18 protein-coding genes are annotated in these 17,700 nt (G+C 64.3%); 6 read left to right on the top strand and 12 right to left on the bottom strand.

Going from position 1 to position 17,700, the window contains the following annotated elements; genetic code table 11:
- Nucleotides 1-3 precede the first annotated feature (3 nt).
- Nucleotides 4-1,413, bottom strand: a complete 1,410-nt coding sequence (locus HV773_RS16430; protein ID WP_175195518.1) for an NAD(P)-dependent oxidoreductase — start codon at nt 1,411-1,413, stop codon at nt 4-6.
- Nucleotides 1,414-1,552: 139 nt separating this feature from the next.
- Complete coding sequence (locus HV773_RS16425) at nt 1,553-2,818, bottom strand: Zn-dependent hydrolase (RefSeq protein WP_175195517.1); 1,266 nt, start codon at nt 2,816-2,818, stop codon at nt 1,553-1,555.
- 261 nt (nt 2,819-3,079) lie between these two features.
- On the opposite strand from HV773_RS16425, the gene HV773_RS16420 reads away from it, so the two are divergent.
- Both HV773_RS16420 and HV773_RS16415 read left to right on the top strand, forming a co-directional pair.
- Complete coding sequence (locus HV773_RS16420) at nt 3,080-3,796, top strand: TetR/AcrR family transcriptional regulator (protein WP_175195515.1); 717 nt, start codon at nt 3,080-3,082, stop codon at nt 3,794-3,796.
- A 149-nt stretch (nt 3,797-3,945) separates the two neighbouring features.
- On the top strand, nt 3,946-4,368 hold the full coding sequence (locus HV773_RS16415) for a hypothetical protein (protein WP_175195513.1): 423 nt from the start codon (nt 3,946-3,948) through the stop codon (nt 4,366-4,368).
- A 139-nt stretch (nt 4,369-4,507) separates the two neighbouring features.
- On the opposite strand, the gene HV773_RS16410 is transcribed toward HV773_RS16415, so the two are convergent.
- Nucleotides 4,508-5,626 carry a PDDEXK nuclease domain-containing protein gene (locus HV773_RS16410; protein WP_246282287.1) on the bottom strand — a complete coding sequence of 373 codons (1,119 nt, stop codon included), beginning with the start codon at nt 5,624-5,626 and terminating at the stop codon, nt 4,508-4,510.
- Nucleotides 5,627-5,918: 292 nt separating this feature from the next.
- Entirely contained in the window at nt 5,919-6,401 is a 483-nt protein-coding gene (locus HV773_RS16405; protein ID WP_175195512.1) for an Lrp/AsnC family transcriptional regulator, read from the bottom strand.
- 370 nt (nt 6,402-6,771) lie between these two features.
- Between HV773_RS16405 and HV773_RS16400 the strand changes: the two genes are divergently transcribed.
- Entirely contained in the window at nt 6,772-7,404 is a 633-nt protein-coding gene (locus HV773_RS16400) for a LysE family translocator (RefSeq protein ID WP_175195511.1), read from the top strand.
- A 76-nt stretch (nt 7,405-7,480) separates the two neighbouring features.
- Here HV773_RS16400 and HV773_RS16395 read toward each other — a convergent pair whose 3' ends face one another.
- From HV773_RS16395 to HV773_RS16385, 3 genes are all read right to left on the bottom strand, one after another.
- Nucleotides 7,481-8,614, bottom strand: a complete 1,134-nt coding sequence (locus HV773_RS16395) for a DUF2242 domain-containing protein (protein WP_246282286.1) — start codon at nt 8,612-8,614, stop codon at nt 7,481-7,483.
- Nucleotides 8,615-8,758: 144 nt separating this feature from the next.
- Nucleotides 8,759-10,189 (bottom strand): APC family permease, encoded by a 1,431-nt coding sequence (locus tag HV773_RS16390; protein WP_175195510.1) that lies wholly within the window; start codon nt 10,187-10,189, stop codon nt 8,759-8,761.
- 159 nt (nt 10,190-10,348) lie between these two features.
- Nucleotides 10,349-11,182 (bottom strand): carbon-nitrogen hydrolase family protein, encoded by an 834-nt coding sequence (locus HV773_RS16385; RefSeq protein WP_175195509.1) that lies wholly within the window; start codon nt 11,180-11,182, stop codon nt 10,349-10,351.
- Nucleotides 11,183-11,282: 100 nt separating this feature from the next.
- On the opposite strand from HV773_RS16385, the gene HV773_RS16380 reads away from it, so the two are divergent.
- Complete coding sequence (locus HV773_RS16380; RefSeq protein ID WP_175195508.1) at nt 11,283-12,125, top strand: helix-turn-helix transcriptional regulator; 843 nt, start codon at nt 11,283-11,285, stop codon at nt 12,123-12,125.
- Nucleotides 12,126-12,153: 28 nt separating this feature from the next.
- Here HV773_RS16380 and HV773_RS16375 read toward each other — a convergent pair whose 3' ends face one another.
- The 5 genes from HV773_RS16375 to HV773_RS16360 all read right to left on the bottom strand — a co-directional run bounded on the left by HV773_RS16375 (nt 12,154) and on the right by HV773_RS16360 (nt 15,673).
- On the bottom strand, nt 12,154-12,567 hold the full coding sequence (locus HV773_RS16375) for a rubredoxin (RefSeq protein WP_175195507.1): 414 nt from the start codon (nt 12,565-12,567) through the stop codon (nt 12,154-12,156).
- Nucleotides 12,568-12,603: 36 nt separating this feature from the next.
- Complete coding sequence (locus tag HV773_RS37265) at nt 12,604-12,732, bottom strand: hypothetical protein (RefSeq protein ID WP_281365280.1); 129 nt, start codon at nt 12,730-12,732, stop codon at nt 12,604-12,606.
- 265 nt (nt 12,733-12,997) lie between these two features.
- Complete coding sequence (locus HV773_RS16370; protein WP_175195506.1) at nt 12,998-14,362, bottom strand: aspartate aminotransferase family protein; 1,365 nt, start codon at nt 14,360-14,362, stop codon at nt 12,998-13,000.
- A gap of 75 nt (nt 14,363-14,437) precedes the next feature.
- Nucleotides 14,438-14,851, bottom strand: coding sequence for a DoxX family protein (locus HV773_RS16365; protein WP_175195504.1), 414 nt, complete (start codon nt 14,849-14,851; stop codon nt 14,438-14,440).
- A gap of 96 nt (nt 14,852-14,947) precedes the next feature.
- The gene (locus tag HV773_RS16360) at nt 14,948-15,673 is read right to left on the bottom strand and encodes a pirin family protein (RefSeq protein WP_175195502.1); all 726 of its coding nucleotides are present in this window, start codon (nt 15,671-15,673) and stop codon (nt 14,948-14,950) included.
- Nucleotides 15,674-15,789: 116 nt separating this feature from the next.
- Between HV773_RS16360 and HV773_RS16355 the strand changes: the two genes are divergently transcribed.
- Both HV773_RS16355 and ahpC read left to right on the top strand, forming a co-directional pair.
- Nucleotides 15,790-16,698: a LysR family transcriptional regulator gene (locus HV773_RS16355; RefSeq protein ID WP_175195500.1), complete on the top strand. Its 909-nt coding sequence runs from the start codon at nt 15,790-15,792 to the stop codon at nt 16,696-16,698.
- Between the two features lie 337 nt (nt 16,699-17,035).
- Nucleotides 17,036-17,599 carry an alkyl hydroperoxide reductase subunit C gene (ahpC, locus tag HV773_RS16350; RefSeq protein ID WP_175195498.1) on the top strand — a complete coding sequence of 188 codons (564 nt, stop codon included), beginning with the start codon at nt 17,036-17,038 and terminating at the stop codon, nt 17,597-17,599.
- Nucleotides 17,600-17,700 lie beyond the last annotated feature (101 nt).

The raw sequence follows: 17,700 nt of genomic DNA, 5'->3' as shown, positions 1-17,700 counted from the left end.
CGCTCAAGCCGCTTTCGTCGCCTGCGCAGCGAGATAGCGGTCGATCGCGCGCGCAGCGAGCTTGCCGTCCTGCACCGCCTGCACGGTGAGATCGGTCGCGCCGTGGCCCGCACAATCGCCGCCGGCCCAGACGCCTTCGAGCGAGGTCGCGCCATCGGCCTCAACGGCGATGCGCACGCCGCCCTCGGTCAATTGCAGCGCTTCGAAGCCCGCGGGCAGCAGCTTCTGGCCGATCGCCTTGAACACCATGTCGGCCTCGATGCGTTCGATCTCGCCGGTGCCTTGCAGCACGCCGTTCGCGTCGAGCGCCGTGCGCTCGAACTCGACGGCCTCGACACGGCCCGTACCCAAAATCCGCAACGGCTTGCGCCACTCGACGATCGTTACACCCTCGGTGCGCGCGAATTCCTGCTCGGCCCACGTGGCGCTCATGTGCGCGCTGCCGCGCCGGTAGGCGAGCGTGACGTGCTCCGCGCCGAGCTTGCGGCTTTGCACGGCGGCGTCGATTGCGGTGTTGCCGCCGCCGATCACCACGACGCGGCGGCCCGTGGGCAAGGCGCCCAGGTCGCGCGCCTGGCGCAGTTCGGCGATGAACTCCACGGCGTCGCGCACGCCGTCGAGCGCTTCGCCTTCGATGCGCAGCGCCTGCGTGCCGCCCAAACCGATGCCGATGAACACCGCATCGAACGTTTCGCGCAGCGTGTCGAGCGAGAGATCGCCGCCCAGCCGCTTGCCCGATTCGATCACGATCCCGCCAATGGAGAGCAGCCACTGGACTTCGCGCTGGGCGAAATCGTCGACAGTCTTGTACGCGGCGATGCCATATTCGTTGAGCCCGCCGGGCTTCCCGCGCGCGTCGAACACCGTCACGGTGTGCCCGGCCAGGGCGAGCCCATGCGCGCACGCGAGCCCCGCAGGACCCGCGCCGACCACGGCCACGCGCCGCCCGGTCTCGCTCGTGCGCTTGAAGAGCGGCGCCGCGCCCTGGGCCTCGCGCGCCACCTGGAAATCGGTGGCATGGCGCTGCAGCGCGCCGATCTGGACTGGTTCGCTATCCTGATGATTTCGCACGCAGGCGCCTTCACACAGAATCTCGGTGGGACACACGCGCGAACACATGCCGCCGAGCGGGTTGGCGCTCAGGATGTCGCGCGCCGCGCCTTTGAGGTTGCCGTTGCCGATCTTGCGGATGAAGCCCGGGATGTCGATGCCGGTGGGGCAGGCCGCGATGCAGGGCGCGTCGTAGCAGTAGTGGCAGCGGTCGGCGGCGATGACGGCGGCATCGGCGGAGAGGGGCGGGGCGACATCGGCGAAATTGCAGCCGAGCGCCTCGGCGCTGAGGCGTCCTGCAGCAACGCCTTGCTTTTGCGTAATAGATGCAGATGCGGCGGCACGCGAGTTCGAGTGGGACATCCGGATGCTCCTTGCGAGGCAAAACACGGGCCCGCCGGCTGCGCGCGAGGCGTCGCAGCCGGTACGTGGGGAAATGCTGGAATCGCTGCGCGGCGCTTGGGTCGCTTAGCTTGGACTGCTTATTTCGAATCGTGAGGCATCAACCCGGCTCGGACGCGCGTTCGAGCATCGCGTGCAGCAGCACGTTCGCGCCCGCCTCGATCCACTCCTGCGTCGCGTCCTCGACCTCGTTGTGGCTGATGCCGTCGATGCACGGCACGAACACCATCGAAGTCGGCGCGACCGTCGCGAGATAGCACGCGTCGTGGCCCGCGCCGGAGACGATATTGCGGTTCGAATAGCCGAAGCGCTCCGCCGCCGCGCGCACGGACTTCACGCAGTCCGCGTCGAACGGCACCGGCGCGTAATAGAAAATCTGCTCGAGCTGTGTTTCGAGCTTGCCTTGCTCGGCGATCTTCGCGATGCCTTCGCGCAGCTCAGCGTCCATTTTCGCGAGCACCTCGTCCTGCGGATGGCGAAAGTCGATGGTGAAGAACACGCGCCCCGGAATCACGTTGCGCGAGTTCGGATGCACCTGCATCATGCCGACCGTCGCGCACGCAAGCGGTGCATGGCGCAGGCCGATTTCGTTCACGAGCTGCACCACGCGCGATGCGCCGAGCAGCGCGTCGCGGCGGCGCGGCATGGGCGTGGGGCCCGCGTGCGCCTCCTGGCCCGTGAGCACGACTTCGTACCAGCGTTGGCCTTGGGCATCGGTCACCACGCCGATGGTTTTATTCTCCGCTTCGAGTATCGGCCCCTGCTCGATGTGCAGTTCGAACGCTGCGTGAATCTTGCGCCCGCCGCACGGCAGGTCGCCCGCATAGCCGATGCGCTGCAATTCCTCGCCGATGGTCTTGCCGTCCACGTCCTTGCGCGAGAGACCGTAGTCGAGCGTGAACACGCCCGCGAACACGCCGGACGCCACCATCGCGGGCGCGAAACGCGAGCCTTCCTCGTTGGTCCAGATTACGGTCTCGATGGGGTGTTCGGTCTGAATGCCGTGGTCGTTGAGCGAGCGGATGACTTCCAGCCCGCCGAGCACGCCGTAGATGCCGTCGAAGCGGCCGCCGGTGGGCTGCGAATCGGCGTGCGAGCCGGTCATCACGGGCGGCAGGTCATTGTTGCGGCCCGCGCGGCGCATGAAGACATTGCCCATCTGATCGACGCTCACCGTGCAGCCGGCTTCTTTCGCCCACTTCACGATGAGGTCGCGGCCCGCCTTGTCGAGATCGGTGAGCGCGAGGCGGCAGACGCCGCCTTTCGCGGTCGCGCCGATCTTCGCCATCTCCATGAGGCTGTCCCAGAGGCGCTGGCCGTTCACATGAATCGCGGTGGTCAACGCAGCTTCGCTTACGGTGTTCATGCGTGCTCTCCTCTTTTGCGAATCCTGTCCGATTGGACAGGTTGTAGGCGATAAACTTGGGGAATTCAATGCGGTGTTACGAGCGAAAAGCGTGCCATCGATGTTGCACTGCATGAAAGCGCATCGGCGGCGCGCAGGTTTACCCGAAGGTTCGCCATGCGCGTGCACACGTAAAGCATAGGCCGTGACTACAATGAAACCGGCGTTGCGTTGCGAATGAGGTGCGCGACGCCTTTCCATCCTCGAAGCGGACCGAACGCCATGCGCGACGACGACACGAACACGCCAGCCGCGAATCTTGCGTTGCGCACCAGCGCGAGCGCGCGCGACGACGCTGACGCGGCGCACAAGCCGCGCCGCAAGGCGTCGATTCGCGCCTCCAATGAAACGCATCTGCTGACCTGCGCGGAAGCGGTTTTCGCGGAACGGGGCTTCGAGGGCGCGAGCACGGCGTTGATCGCCGAGCGCGCCGGCTTGCCGAAGGCGAATCTGCACTACTACTTCCCCACCAAGCTCGCGCTCTATTGGCGCGTGCTCGACGACGTATTCGAGGAATGGAACGCCGCCGCCGACACCTTCGACGCGAGCGACGACCCGGTGGTCGCCATCGGCGGCTATGTGCGCGCGAAGATGGAACTTTCGCGACGCCGTCCGCTGGGCTCCAAAGTGTGGGCCAACGAGATCATCAGCGGGGCCACGCACATGCATGACATTCTGCTCAAGCGCGTGAAGCCGTGGATGGAGTCGCGCGTGCAACTGATCGAGCGCTGGATCGACGAGGGGCTGCTCGCGCCGCTGGACCCCAAAACGCTGCTCTTCATGATCTGGGCGACCACGCAGCATTACGCCGATTTCGAGGCGCAGATTCGCGCGCTCGCGGGCAAGCGCGCGCTATCGGCCGCGAGCTTCGAGGCCACGACCGAAGAGGTCGTGACGATGATCCTGCGCGCGAGCGGGGCGCGCTCGCCAGGCGAGTAAGCTGCCTCGCGCATTTGATACGGATGACGAACTAAATGGCACGATGCGATGGAATGTGTCGAGTGGTGAGAACAGTGAAAGCTTTGCGAACCAGGTAAAAAATTGGCTGGCGGAGTTAATGAAAGAATCCGAAGGAGTCGGAAAACACTTTGCCCGATAGAGCGCTTTTCCTTTCATTTCACGTCGAGTCGCGCTGCGTTGAACTGTTCTTGAAGGGGGCAATTGGCGCTGTTTCAGTGCAAGGCTCGGCACCGATGACCCACGACTTAAACAACCTCTTCCTGGAGTATCGTCGCCTTTATCCCGAATTGAGGTTTTCTTTCGAAGGCCCGTCGCGCTTCGGCGTCAGCACAAATTTTGACCTATTTCCGGACGATCAGGAGAATTTCCATTCGACATTGGATCAGCGACATCGATACCCCTCGGATCGAAAGCGCAACACGTTTGCCACTAAGGAGGTGTTTGATCCGATGGTGACATTGAAGGAACTCGACGAACTCGATCGAGAGTTGAAAGTCCTGGAATGGGCGCGCATTCGACCTTATCTGAGTAGAGAGCCGGAGATCGAGTAGATATCGTGCGACGTGGGTATTTCTCGGTCCGACAAGCAGGCATCGCGATCATGCGTTTTGCAGGGCATAGTGCTGCTGTTGCAGCGTGTCGGGCCAGTCGGCCGCGCTTGACAATACAGAGCACAGCGCGCCCCTGCGGTCACTCTTCGTCACCAATCCGTTGGGAGTTTGAGAGGGCGCCATGCCGGGCCTCCCATTCGCGGCGCGTTCGTGCTAACTCTTGGGCAAGCAATTCTTCGTCCGGAAGGACCATATGATATTCGGCCGCGAGCACCTTATTCGGTAGGCCATCGAGGGCATATCGCGCGACTGCGGTATTGGTTCGAGCACAAAGTATTAGCCCTACCGGTGGATTTTCGCCCGGAAGTGTCCACTGTTCCTTTGCGTAGTTGCAGTACATGTGCATCTGGCCCACATCCGCGTGATTCAGTTCAGTTAGCTTGAGATCGATGATGACGAGGCATCGCAGGCGCCGATGAAAAAACAACAGGTCGACGCGAAACCAACTGTCACCGATTCGCAGGCGTCGCTGGCGGCCCACAAATGCGAAGTCACTGCCGAGTTCGAGCAGAAAATCTTCGAGGCGATGGATCAGTGCTTCTTCGAGCTGCGTCTCGGAATATTCGTCTTTCAAGTCCAGGAATTCGAGAACGTACGGGTCCTTGATTGCTTCTTCGGGCGTGACGGAGTCGCCGCGCTGCGCGATGCCGCCCTTTTCGAGCATCGCGCGCTTGTTTTGAGACATCAGCGTGCGAGTGTAGAACTGGCTGTCAATTTGACGACCCAACTGGCGCACGCTCCAACCGCCGCGCAACGCCTCGGCTTCGTAAAAGCGACGTTCTTCAGGCGAACGCGTGCGCCGTAGCAGGTAGACGTAATGCGTCCATGAAAGCGGAAAGACCTCGGCCAGATGCTGGAGCGAAAAATTCCGAATCGGTGATTCGGAAATCACTGTCGGGGGATAGTTCTGGAAGAGCAGACGCATTAGTTCCAGGTTATCAACCCCGAAGCCGCGTCCGAACCTTTTGGTGAGGTCGGCGGACAAGCGCTGCAGGAGCGCGTGTCCATACGCCGCGCGATTCTCTCCAGCTTGCTCTGATTCGACGATGCGACGGCCGATTTGCCAATACGTCGCGGTCATCAGCGTATTGACGTTGCGTGCCGCGGCCTGTCGACCCTGTTCGAGCAGTGCGACCACATCGCCGAGGGTGTTGCGATATTCGCCCTCGGACAAGGGCATATCGTTTGTTGGTTTCATTCGGTCTCTATCTCCCAGGACGTTCTTTGGCGGTGACTTCGGTACAAAGCGGACGCGTTTGCGTCATAGCCCGGTTTACGGGATGCCGCAACTGCCTGCCTCAGTTCCTCCAGGAGCGACAGTCAAGCGGGCCGCCCTCATCAGCGCTTCATTTGCCTCCGCCAAAACGAAGCCTACCTCGATGAGCCTTTTCGCCGTCAAGGGGGATTGCCTTACCGGTTGTCAGTTCGCAGCCTATACAGGCCGACCGATGCATCGGGATGGGCGCGACTGCTGTGGAGGCCAACATGACTCACACCTGCATCGACGCCACGTCCTTCATGCAGCGCAGCGCGAACATCGAGCGGCTATGGCGGATGCTCGAAATGCGATAGAGCTTTTCGCGCAGGAAGCGCTCGTAGCCCGCCGTGCCATCCACGGCCACCTTGATCCAGTAGTCGTATTCGCCGGAGACGAGATACGCCTCCAGCACTTCGGGTAGCGCCGCGAGCTCCGCGCCGAAGCGCGCGAGCGCGTCGTCTTCGTGGCGGTCGAGCGTGACTTCGAGAATCACGATATCGGCGAAACCCAGCTTGCGCTGGTTCACGAGTGCGACATAGCCGTCGATGTAGCCGTCGGCTTCGAGCTGGCGCGTGCGGTTCCAGCATGCCGTGGTCGACATGCCTACTTGTTCCGCGAGTTCGGCGTTGGAAAGGCGTGCGTTCTGCTGGAGCGCGCGCAGGATCTTGCGGTCCTGGTTGTCGAGCGGTTTGGACGGGCGTTCGCGGGTACTCATGGCGGGTGGAATTCTCTACAGGGAATGGCAATTTTAGCGGAAGGATGTTCCGGAAATGAGCGTTTTTTGCCTGAAAACAGGAAGCCTTTACAGGCTCATTGCCGGTATATTTTCTCCATGCCTTCTTGCCCGGCACAACCCACGCGGCCACCTCCCCGCGTTGGGGTGCGCCGCCGCAGCCACAAGCCGCGGCGGACCGTCAGAGCCGGTTTCCGCTGCACCCTGCGGCGGCCATCGGGCGTTGCGCGCGTTCATCACGCGGCCAGCAATGTCCGATCGGGCAGATGGCATTTGAAACCGCGCCGTTGCGCGGTTTTTTGTTGCCCGCTTTCGCATCACCCCCTCACCACGCCTACCCTGAATTCCCGAAATGTCGCCCCAGCTGTATTTGTCGTTTCTTGCCGCCGCGCTGGTTCTCGTCTACACCCCCGGTCCCGTCAACGTGCTCACGATGAGCCATGCGCTCAACGCCGGCTGGCGTCGCGCGCTGCCTTGCGTCTGGGGCGGCACGCTCGCGGTGCTGCTGCAACTCGTCTTCACGGCGCTTTGCCTGAATTCGCTGCTGTTCATTAGTGAGCATTCACTTACTGTGCTGCGCTGGGCCGGCGCGGCCTATCTCGTCTGGCTAGGTTGCAAGCAGTGGCGCAGCCGCACGCTCGGGGGCGAGCCAGGCGCGGAGCCTGCGGAGTCGGCGCTCACTTCCCGGCGCGATCTGTTCTGGCGCGGATTTGCCACCTCGGGGCTCAATCCCAAGACCTTGCTGTTCTTTCCGTCGTTTTTTCCGCAGTTCATCAGCGCGGATGCGGCGTGGAGCGCGAACCGGCAGTATGTCGTGCTGGCGGCGACGTTTGCGTTGCTGTTCGCGGGCGGCGTGGCGTCGATGGCGCTGTTTTCGCACCGCCTGCGTCACGTGCTGCAACGGCCCAAGCGGCTGCGCGCGGTTAACCGCTTGATGGGCAGCATGCTGGTGGGCATGGGGGCGATGATGGCGGGCCTGCGCTAGGCGCGCGGATAGCCGCCGGATCCGCTGGATTCTGGCGCTGCGGCCCGGACGCCGGGGAGGCGTCCGGATGGGCTGCTCAGGGTGCCTTGGCGGCCGTTGGGGCCGAGGCCGAAATCGGGGCGCTGGTGGCGTTGGCCGTCACCGACGAGGCCGCTGTCGCGCTTTGGGCACCGCTGGCGGGTGCAGGAGCCGCAGCAGCCGATGCCGTCGCGGGCTGCGCGGCCGTGTGCGCAGGCGTTGCCGAAGCTAGCGCAGCCGACGAAGCCGCTGAAGCCGGCACGGCAGCCGTACCGGTCGCTGCGGCAGCCGATGCCGCCACCGGCAGCACCGGCGTGAGCAGCGTTGCCTCCGAGGCGGGCGATGCCGGGAAGACCGCATGTACGCCGCTTGCAGCGGCAACGGGCGCAGCCGCATGCGTGGCTGCCTGCACGGATATTGCGTTCGTTGAGCTCGGCACGGTAGAGGCATGCAGCACCGTCGCCCCAGTCACCGCAGCCGCTGCGGCAGCGGCCGCTGCTGCTGGCGCCGTGGAAGCGCCCGGCGCCGCCGCGTTCACCATCGCCGGATTGGGCTCCAGTTGCAGCGGCATGGCCTTGATATCGCCGCCCGGCACCGGCTCGCTGCGCGCGATCCCGCCCAGATAGCGCCCCACGAGATCGAAGAAGCGCTTGTAGAACTCGGTCGACTGGACCGTCTCGCTCGAGACCTTGACCATTTCGTCGCTGTTCGAGTGAATCGGCAGCGAGACCGAGCCGAGAATCGACAACCCCACGCTCGCCGAGGTCGCGCTCTTCTTGAGCGCATAGCCGTTCTGCACGGCATTGACGTACAGCATGCTCGTGTTCGTGGCGTCGGAGGGCGTGCACACCACGTGCACTTCCACGGCGATGTGCTGGTCCACCGACGGCTGGAAATTCTTGGTGGCGTCGACGGTGTCGTTGCGCGTCATCGTCGTCATGTAGCCTTGGCTCAGCAGCGCGCGGCGCGCTGCCTCGCAGGCATCGGTGCTGGCGTAGTTGAAGCCGTGCGAGAACGGGCTCGGTGCGTTGCTCAGCAGCTGGTCGTCCCGAAACGACGGTGCGGGCGACGAGCACGCACTGAGGGCGGCGGCAAGCGGAATCAGCAGAAACGGAACGACTCTTGAAATACGGGGCATGGTGCGTACGAACAAGGCGGCGAGCGTGCCGGCAAACGAGAGGACGGCATGCATTGTAGTTCGGTTCGGGTCTGCGTGACCGAAGCGGCTGTTTGATCCCGACCCCGCAATCGCGTTTGCGCGTGGCCCCAAAAACGAAAAAACGGGCTGTCGCGTGAAGCGAAGCCCGTCTTGAGGTGCCGCACGCGGCACGCTTCCTTACACGGCCATTTCAGGCGGTGCGCGGCGGAAGCAGCGCGTGATCCAGCCGAGATACGCGAGCCCGAGCACGAACCAGATCACGCCCAGCGCGATCGCGGTTTTCTCGAGGCTGCACAGCAACCAGATGTCGGTGACCGCGCCGATGAGCGGGAACACGAGGCCGCCCAAGAAGCCGAAGCCGCGCGTGCCGGCCGCGCCGCTCAGGTATTGGCGGATCACGCACAGGTTCACCGAGGTGAACGCGAGGAACGCGCCGAAGTTGATGAACGAAGTGGACGTGGCCACGTCGAGCTTCAGCGCGATCAGGCCGATCGCGCCGGCAATCGCGATGTTGATGGCGGGCGTGCGAAAGCGCGGGTGAATGAAGCCGAAGATCGACTTGGGCAGCACTTCGTCGCGGCCCATCGCGTAAAGCAGGCGTCCCACGCTCGCTTGCGCCGAGATGCCGGACGCAAACTGCGCGAGGATCAGGCCAGCGAGGAAGATCGTCACGAAAATGTCGCCGCCCACTTTGCGCGCGATTTCGAACGCGGCCGAATCGGGGTCCTTGAACACGGCGCCTGGATGCGCGAGCTGCAGCGTGTACGCGGCGATCACGAAGATCGCGCCGCCCAGCAGCGCGATCAGCACGATGGCGCGCGGGATGTTCTTTTCCGGCTCGATGGTTTCTTCGGTGAGCGTGGACACGGCGTCGAAGCCGAGATACGAATACGCGGCGATGGCGGCGCCCGCCATCGTGGCCGAAAGCGGCACGTGCGGCTGGAAGAATGGCTGAGCCGCGAGCAGGCCGCCGGGGCCGGCCGCCGCCGCTGCATAGTGCAGGCACAGCACGACGAAGATGGCGGCAATGCCGAGCTGCACGATCATCAGCACGATGTTGAAGCGCGCCGCGAGTTCGATGCCGATGATGTTCAGGCCGCTCGTGAGCACGATGAACGCGACGATCCAGATCCACGCAGGCACGTGCGGAAATGCAGCGCCGAGGTAGGCCGCGCCGATCAGCCAGATCACCATCGGCAGGAAGAAGTAGTCGAGCAGCGTGGCCCAGCCGATCATGAAGCCCATGTGCGCATTGAAGCTCTTGCGCGTGTAGGTGTAGGCCGAGCCCGCCACCGGGAACAGACGCGCGAGCTTGCCGTAGCTGAGTGCGGTGAACACGATCGCGATGAGCGCGATGAGGTAGGCGAGCGCGGCGGTGTCCTGGCTCGCGCCCGCGAGCACGCCGTAGGTTCCATAGACGATCAGCGGCGCCATGTAGGCAAGGCCGAACAGGAGCACGGAGGGCAGGCCGAGTGTGCGCTTGAGATGCGGTTCGCGCGCGTGGCTGGCTGCGCGTGTTCCCGCGCTTGCCTCCGCGTTCGTCCCCGCGTTCGTCCCCGCGTTTGTCCCGTTGGTGCCGCGTTCGGCCGGCGTTGAGGAAGGCTTCATGATGCAGGTGTCTCCTGAGTGCTGCGAGTGTAGTCCGCGCGCGAGCATGCAAGCCCCTGCGGGGCGGCGCACGCCTCGTGGCTTCTATCGTTTGCGGGTTGCTTGTGGTGCGTGAGCGCAGCCTGTGCCGGGCGCTATGCCACTGGCCTGGCGGCGCGTTTAGCGGCTCGTGCGGGCGCGGATGTTGAGCGAGCGGCGGCCCTGCGCGTCGTTTTCGTCGACGAGATTCAGCGCGATGCGCGCGTCATGTACATAGCTGTAATGCTCGCGGCTTTGCGCGAGCAGCGCGCGGTCCACGGTTACGGGCAGCACCGCGTCTTCGCTCTTGAGTTCGGCCAGCACGTCGCCGAACGGACTGATGAGCGCCGATTCGCCGGGGAACGTGAGGTTGTCGTCGCCGTCGCCGGTGCGGTTCACGAGCGCGGCGAACGCCTGGTTCTCCATCGCGCGCGCGACAATGGCGCGGCGGTGCACCGGGCCGAACGGATTCATGTTGCCGTTCGTGACGATCAGCATTTCCGCGCCGAGCATGCCGAGCGCGCGCGCCGATTCCGGAAACTCGATGTCGTAGCAGATCAGCAGGCCGACCGTCATGCCCTTGAATTCGCAGACCTCGAAGCGGTCGCCGGGCGTGAAGACGCCCACGTCGGTGGCCCACAGATGGGTCTTGCGGTAACGCAGCGCGATCTCGCCGCGTTCGTCGATCAGCACGGTGGTGTTGTAGAAATGTTCGCCATCACGTTCGGCCAGGCCCACGGCCACGGCCATCTGGGCGTTGCGCGCGGCGTCGCGCACCGCGCTGAGCGACGGGCCGGAGAGCGTCTCGGCCACGTCGCGCACGCTCTCGCGGGTGGGAAAGCCGGTGAGCGTGGCTTCGGGGAACACCATCAGGTCGGTACCCGCACGGCGCTTGCCGATCGCGTCGAGCGTGCGCGCCAGATTGGGCGCGACGACGCCGTCAACGAGGGGGATTTGTGCGAGTTCGAGTTGCATGCCTGTCTCCTTGCTCCGCGTGAGCGTTATGAGAGGCTATTATCACCACGTTATTTTTGCTCGGAAATTACCCTGCAGGGGTACCCTGACCGGAGGAATCATGGAACTCGACTGGCAAGACCGCGCGTTCCATCACCATATCGCGACGCTCATCGAAGCCCTCGACGGCCCCGACTTCTGGACTCGCCTGACGCGCGTGATCGAGCGGTTCGTCGCCTTCGACAACTGGGTCGCGCTCGTTTTCATGCGCGATCGCGCGCCGCTCGTCTGCGCCGAGTCGCCGATGCCCGACGGCACCGTGGATCTGTTGTTCCGCGCGTATCTGGAGGGCATGTACCAGCTCGATCCGTTCTATATCAACGCATGCGAAAAGCCGCGCGCGGGGCTTGTCACACTCGCCGAAGTCGCGCCCGATAACTTCCGCATGACGGATTACTACCAGCGCTATTTCAAGAGCAACATCATCGGCGACGAAGTGCAGTTCAATCACCCGCTCGACGCGCGCCGCACGCTGATTTTCTCGATGGGCGCAACGCGCCATTACACCGAGCGCGATATTGCGATGTTCGCGATGTTCGCGCCGTGGGTGATGGCGTTGATGCGGCAGCGGCTGCCTTATGAGACGTTCTCGATGTCGGAGACAACAGAAGCGGGCGGGGGCGCACCGCGCCCGGAGGCCGTGGCGGCAAGCGACACGGACCACGCAAGCCGCTTCGAAGCGGTCGCGAAGCAAAGCGGCCGCACGCCGCTCACGGCGCGCGAGATCGAAGTGGTGCGCCAGAGCCTTTCGGGTTTTTCGACACGTGCGATTGCCGAGCGGCTCGACATCTCGTTCGAAACCGTGCGCGCGCACAAGAAGCATATTTACGCAAAGCTCGGCGTTAGTTCGCAGTCGGAACTATTTGCGCTGTTCTACGAACCGATGGGGCGTGAAGCGGGGTAACGGCGCGAGCGCATGTGCGGCACGCGCGTTAGAACTCGACCAGCGCGAAATCTTCCTTGCCCACGTCGCATAGCGGGCAGCGCCAGTCGTCGGGCACGTCGGCCCAGCGCGTGCCGGGGGCGAGACCGTCGTCGGGCGCGCCGGCTGCTTCGTCGTACACCCAGCCGCAGATCACGCAGACCCATTGCTTGAGGCCTTGATCGGCTGGGGCGGCGTGTGCGGGGCTTGCGATGGCGGCATCCGCTTGAGGTTCGCGCGGCGTGTCGAGTGTCACGACGAGCGGCGCCGAAGTGGTTTCGCGCGCGGAGAGCTTTGCTTGCAGCGTTTCGAGCAGCGCGGCGGCTTCCGCAGCGGTGAGGTCGATCCAGTAGGGATCGCCTGCGCCATCGTTGAGGCGCTCGGGTGAGAACTGGATTTCGAGGGCGACGCCTTTCTTGTACATAAGCGAAAACGGTAGAGCGTGCGTCCGGCGCGGTGCTCAGGCGAAGTGCTGGAGCACGAGCGAGGCCGCGATGCCGCCAAAGGCGATCAGCGCGAGCAACTGCAAAAGCGAGATGGACTTGCGCGCGGTGGCGGTAGCGGGGACGGATTGACGGTTCGAGTTCATGGCGTGCGGTGCGTTGGTGCGTTGCTGGTGCGTTGGGTGCGCCGGGATCGGCGCGGCCGGCAAGTTTCGCACGATTTCGCATAGGGAGGGACGATTGCGCGCAGTTCGCGCGCACGGGTCGCACCCCAGGGGCCAGCCGTGCGGCCCACACAGGCATTCCGCACGGTGGCCCTGATTATCGCCGCTAATGCGCCGAATATTGCGAAGCGTGCGGAGATGGATTATTTCGCGAGGGTTGAGAGCGGAGTGGGGGCGCGAGCATCGCTCAACGCCCGCACAACTCCTCAAGACATGCCTCAAACGCCCTTAACAACCCATCGACATCGGCTTCGGCGGTATCGGGGCACACGAGCATCATGTTGTGAAACGGCGTGATGAGCACGCCCCGGTTGAGCAGATAAAGATGGATGACTTGCTCAAGCTCGTCGTCCATCGCGGCGCGTGCCTCGCTGCCGTTGCGCGGCGGCGTGGCGCAGAACTGGAACTCGCTGCGCGCGCCCACGCGCGTCACGCACCACGGCAGCGCATGGCGCGCGATCGCGGCCGTGAGGCCCTGCGCGAGGCGCTCGGCGAGCGCGAACATCCGCGTGTAGGCCGCATCGGTCATGACTTCGTCGAGCGTCGCGCGCATCGCGCTCATCGAGAGCGCGTTCGCCGTGAGCGTCGTGCCGATGCCCGAGTGGCCCGGCGGTGCATCGAGCTTCGCCTTTTGCGCACGTGCGGCGAGCTCGGCGGAAAAGCCGTACACCGCGCACGGCACGCCGCCGCCCACGGGCTTGCCGAGCACGAAGAGATCGGGTTCGATGCCGTGCTCGCGCGCATAGCCGCGCGGGCCGCTGCTGATGGTGTGCGTTTCGTCGATCAGCAGCAGCGTGCCGTAGCGCTTCATGAGCGCTTGCGCGTCGCGCCAGAAGTCGGGTTCGGGCAGCACCATGCCCACATTGGTCATCGCGGGCTCGGCCAGCACGCAGGCCACGTCGCCATCGGCGAGCGCGCGTTCGAGTGCATCGAGGTCGTTGAATTCCACCACGCGCGTGTACGGCAGCAGGTCGTGCACCTGGCCCAGCAGGCTCGGGCGCTGCGTAGGCTTGCCGTCGACGAGATCCACGAAGACATCGTCCACGGTGCCGTGATAGCAGCCGTTGAACACCACGATCGTGTTGCGCCCGGTAGCCGCGCGCGCCCAGCGCAGCGCGAAGCGGTTGGCGTCGCTCGCGGTCATGGCGAATTGCCAGTACGGCAAGCCGAAGCGCTGCGCGAGCGCCGTGCTCACGGCCACTGCGTCGGCGCCTGGCAGCATGGTCGTGAAGCCGCGCTGCGCCTGGCGCGCGAGCGCCTGCGCAACGGCGGGCGGCGCGTGGCCAAACATCGCTCCGGTGTCGCCGAGGCAGAAGTCGATGTAGCGGTGGCCGTCCACGTCGGTGAAGGCTGCGCCGCGCGCCGCATCCACGTAGAGCGAGAACGGCGTGGGCCAGTCGTTCATCCAGTGCAGCGGCACGCCGAACAGCAGATGCTGCGCGGCTTGCGTGGATAGTGACTGCGACTTCGGGCGCGCGGCGACAAAGGCGTCGCGCTCGCGTGCCAGGATGCGCTGCGCGCGCTCCCGGTTCACGCCTTGGCGGTCTTGCATGGGTGCTTCCTCGAGGATGGAATCGCGCCGATCCTCGCATGCACCCATACCGAAGTAAATTCGGGTGCGCCCGCCTTACTTCCTGTCGATCGAGAACTTGCCCGGACCCGCCACGGCGAGCACGATCAGGCCGCCCGCGATGCTGAGGTTCTTGTAGAAATTGATCATGTTCGCCATCTGTTCCATGCCGGTCATGGTCCAGAAGTGATGGCCGATGAACGCGGTGGCGACGGTATAGATCGCCAGCAGCACCGCGAGCGGGCGCGTAAAGAAGCCCACGAGCAGCAGGATGCCCACCGCGAGTTCCATGACGACCGCGACGACGGCCGAGAGCATCGGTATCGGCGCGCCTTCGTGCGCCATGAAGTCGACCGTGCCGGCAAACCCGGTGATCTTGGACCAGCCGAACAGGATGAAAAGCGAGGTCAGCAGGACGCGTGAAACGAGCAGGGCGAGGTCGTTGCCCTGGCCGAAGAGGTTGTATCGCATGGCAGTGCTCCCGAGAGGTTAAAGACGTTGGTTCGTTTGCCTTGCTGCAGGTGTCGGCAGCGCGGCCCGCGGGTTCGCGGGCCGCGCTGGAACGGCTTACGACCAGAGCTCCGACACCTCGATATTACGCAGATCGAACACCAGCACTTCGGCATCGTGTCCATCGGTGAAGGTCAGCTCGCGCTCCGAGCGGATACGCGCGCCGTCGCCTTCGCCCAGTTCCACGCCGTTGACCTTCACGCTGCCGCGCGCCACGTGCACATAGGCGTAGCGGTTCGCGTCGAGCGCGATGGTGGCGCTCTCCGCGCCGTCGAAGCGGCCCGCATACACCCGCGCGTCCTGGCGCAGTTCCAGCGATTCGGCGGCGCCGTCCGGCGAGAGGATCAGGCGCAGCTTGCCGCGCTTTTCCGCGTCCGCAATGTTCTTCTGCTGATAGCGCGGTTGAGCGCCCTTCACGTTCGGTGCGATCCAGATTTGCAGGAAGTGCACCGGCTGTTCGGCCGAGTGGTTGAACTCGCTGTGCGCGACGCCCGTGCCGGCGCTCATCAACTGCACGTCGCCGGGAACGATCACCGAGCCGGTGCCCATCGAGTCCTTGTGCTCGAGTCCGCCTTCCAGCACGTACGAGAAGATTTCCATGTCGCGGTGCGGGTGCTTGCCGAAGCCGCGGCCCGGGGCCACACGGTCGTCGTTGATCACGAGCAGGTCCGAGAAGCCGATCTGCTTCGGATCGTAGTAGTTCGCGAACGAAAACGTGTGGCGCGAGCTAAGCCAGCCATGTTCGCCGCGGCCGCGTTGGTCTGCTTTGCGAAGTTCGATCATGTTCGTTTCTCCGTTTGTTCCGATGTCCGGTTGCGATGAACACAGTTTAGGTCAACCGATGCGGTACGGAGCGTCGTAAAATACGACTAACTGTCATATTCAAGTGGACAATCGCCATGCAACTCGACGACATGCGCATCTTCGTCAGCGCCGTGGAGGCGGGCAGTTTCACGGCGGCGGCCAACCGGCTGCGGCTCTCGAAGCAATTCGTGAGTCGTCGCGTAGCCGCGCTCGAAGCCGACCTCGGCGCGCGCCTGCTGGTGCGCAATACGCGCAAGCTGGCCGTGACGGACCTCGGCCAGGAGTTCCACGAGCGCGCGAAGCGCATCCTCGCCGAGGTGGCCGACACGGAACAGGCCATGTCGGCGCGCCGCTCGGAGCCGCGCGGCCTGCTCAAGGTGAGCGCGCCGATGTCGTTCGGCATGGCCCATCTCTCGCCGCTCGTCGCCGAATTCCTGCGCGCGCACCCCGACGTGCACTTCGACATGGACCTGAGCGACCGCAACGTCGACGTGATCGGCGAGGGCTTCGACATGGCGCTGCGCATCGGGCGGCTTGCCGATTCCACGCTGATCGGCCAGAAGCTCATCGACGTGCGCATGATCGCCTGCTGCAGCCCCGGCTACCGGCGCCGGCACCGCGCGCTGCAAACGCCCGCCGATCTCGCGCAGCACGCCTGCCTGCCGTACGGGCAGCAAGGGCGCGCGTCGTGGGATTTCATGATCGACGGGGTGCGCACGCCGTTCGAGGTGCGCGGGCCGCTGCGGGCCAACAACGGCGAGGTGATTCGCGATGCGGCCGTGGCGGGGCTCGGCATTTGTTATCTGCCGGACTTCATCGTGGCGGGATCGGTGGACGCGGGGCTGCTGGTGGAAGTGCTCGAAGCGTTCATGCCGCCGCCCAATGCACTGCATGCGCTGTATCCGCAGCACCGCGAAGCTTCCGTGACCATCCGCGCATTCACGCAATTTTTGCGTGAGCAACTGGCCGCTCGCGCGGCAACTGCGCGTGGCGGAGCGCTTTGATGCGAAATCCCGGGGGATTGGGTGTGCCGGCCTTGTGATTGGGCGGTTGCGCCCGCATCTGACAGACTGCCGCCCCGGCGGCGCTGCCCGGTATATCGGGCAGATGAGGTGGAATGTCGCAATTTCGTTGTATGCTCACCGCCCCAGAGGTCGCTCAGGCCGCCTCGATGCGGGCGCGGAACGCCGTGCTGGCGGGCTTCGGAAGCTCATTCAGGGTTTTCTATGAGGTTCGATAGGCACAGTTTATTCCAGCGATCAACGTAATCAATTTTTCAAATGGTCGTGATTCCCGTAATCTACGTCCATCCCTTTCCAACCCAGAGCGAGGAAACAACTGATGTCTCTCATCAACACGCAAGTCAAGCCGTTCAAGGCCACCGCATTCCACAATGGCAAGTTCGTTCCGGTCTCTGAAGAGAACTTCCTGGGCAAGTGGTCCGTGGTCGTGTTCTACCCGGCCGACTTCACTTTCGTGTGCCCGACCGAACTCGGCGACCTGGCCGACCAATACGCAGAATTCCAGAAGCTGGGCGTTGAAGTCTACGGCGTGTCGACCGATACCCACTTCACGCACAAGGCATGGCACGACACGTCGGAAACGATCGCCAAGATCAAGTACCCGCTCGTCGGCGACCCCACGGGCGCGATCACGCGCAACTTCGACGTGATGATCGAAGAAGAAGGCCTGGCGCTGCGCGGCACGTTCGTGATCAACCCGCAAGGCGAGATCAAGCTGTGCGAAATCCACGACAACGGCATTGGCCGTGACGCCAAGGAACTGCTGCGCAAGGTTCAGGCTGCTCAGTACGTTGCTGCTCACCCGGGCGAAGTGTGCCCCGCCAAGTGGACGCCGGGCGCTGAAACGCTCAAGCCGTCGCTCGACCTCGTCGGCAAGATCTAAGCGTTGTTGTTCGAATGCGTTTCGCCTGAAACGCATGACGCTGAAATCACACTGAGCTGTAAAACCGGGCCGCGCCCTTCGCGGCTTGCGGCCCGGTCGCC

Source organism: Paraburkholderia caffeinitolerans (genome assembly GCF_902859945.1).
Taxonomy (GTDB): domain Bacteria; phylum Pseudomonadota; class Gammaproteobacteria; order Burkholderiales; family Burkholderiaceae; genus Paraburkholderia; species Paraburkholderia caffeinitolerans.
Note: the sequence above shows the minus strand (reverse complement) of the source record. Positions and strands in the feature narration are given on the sequence as shown.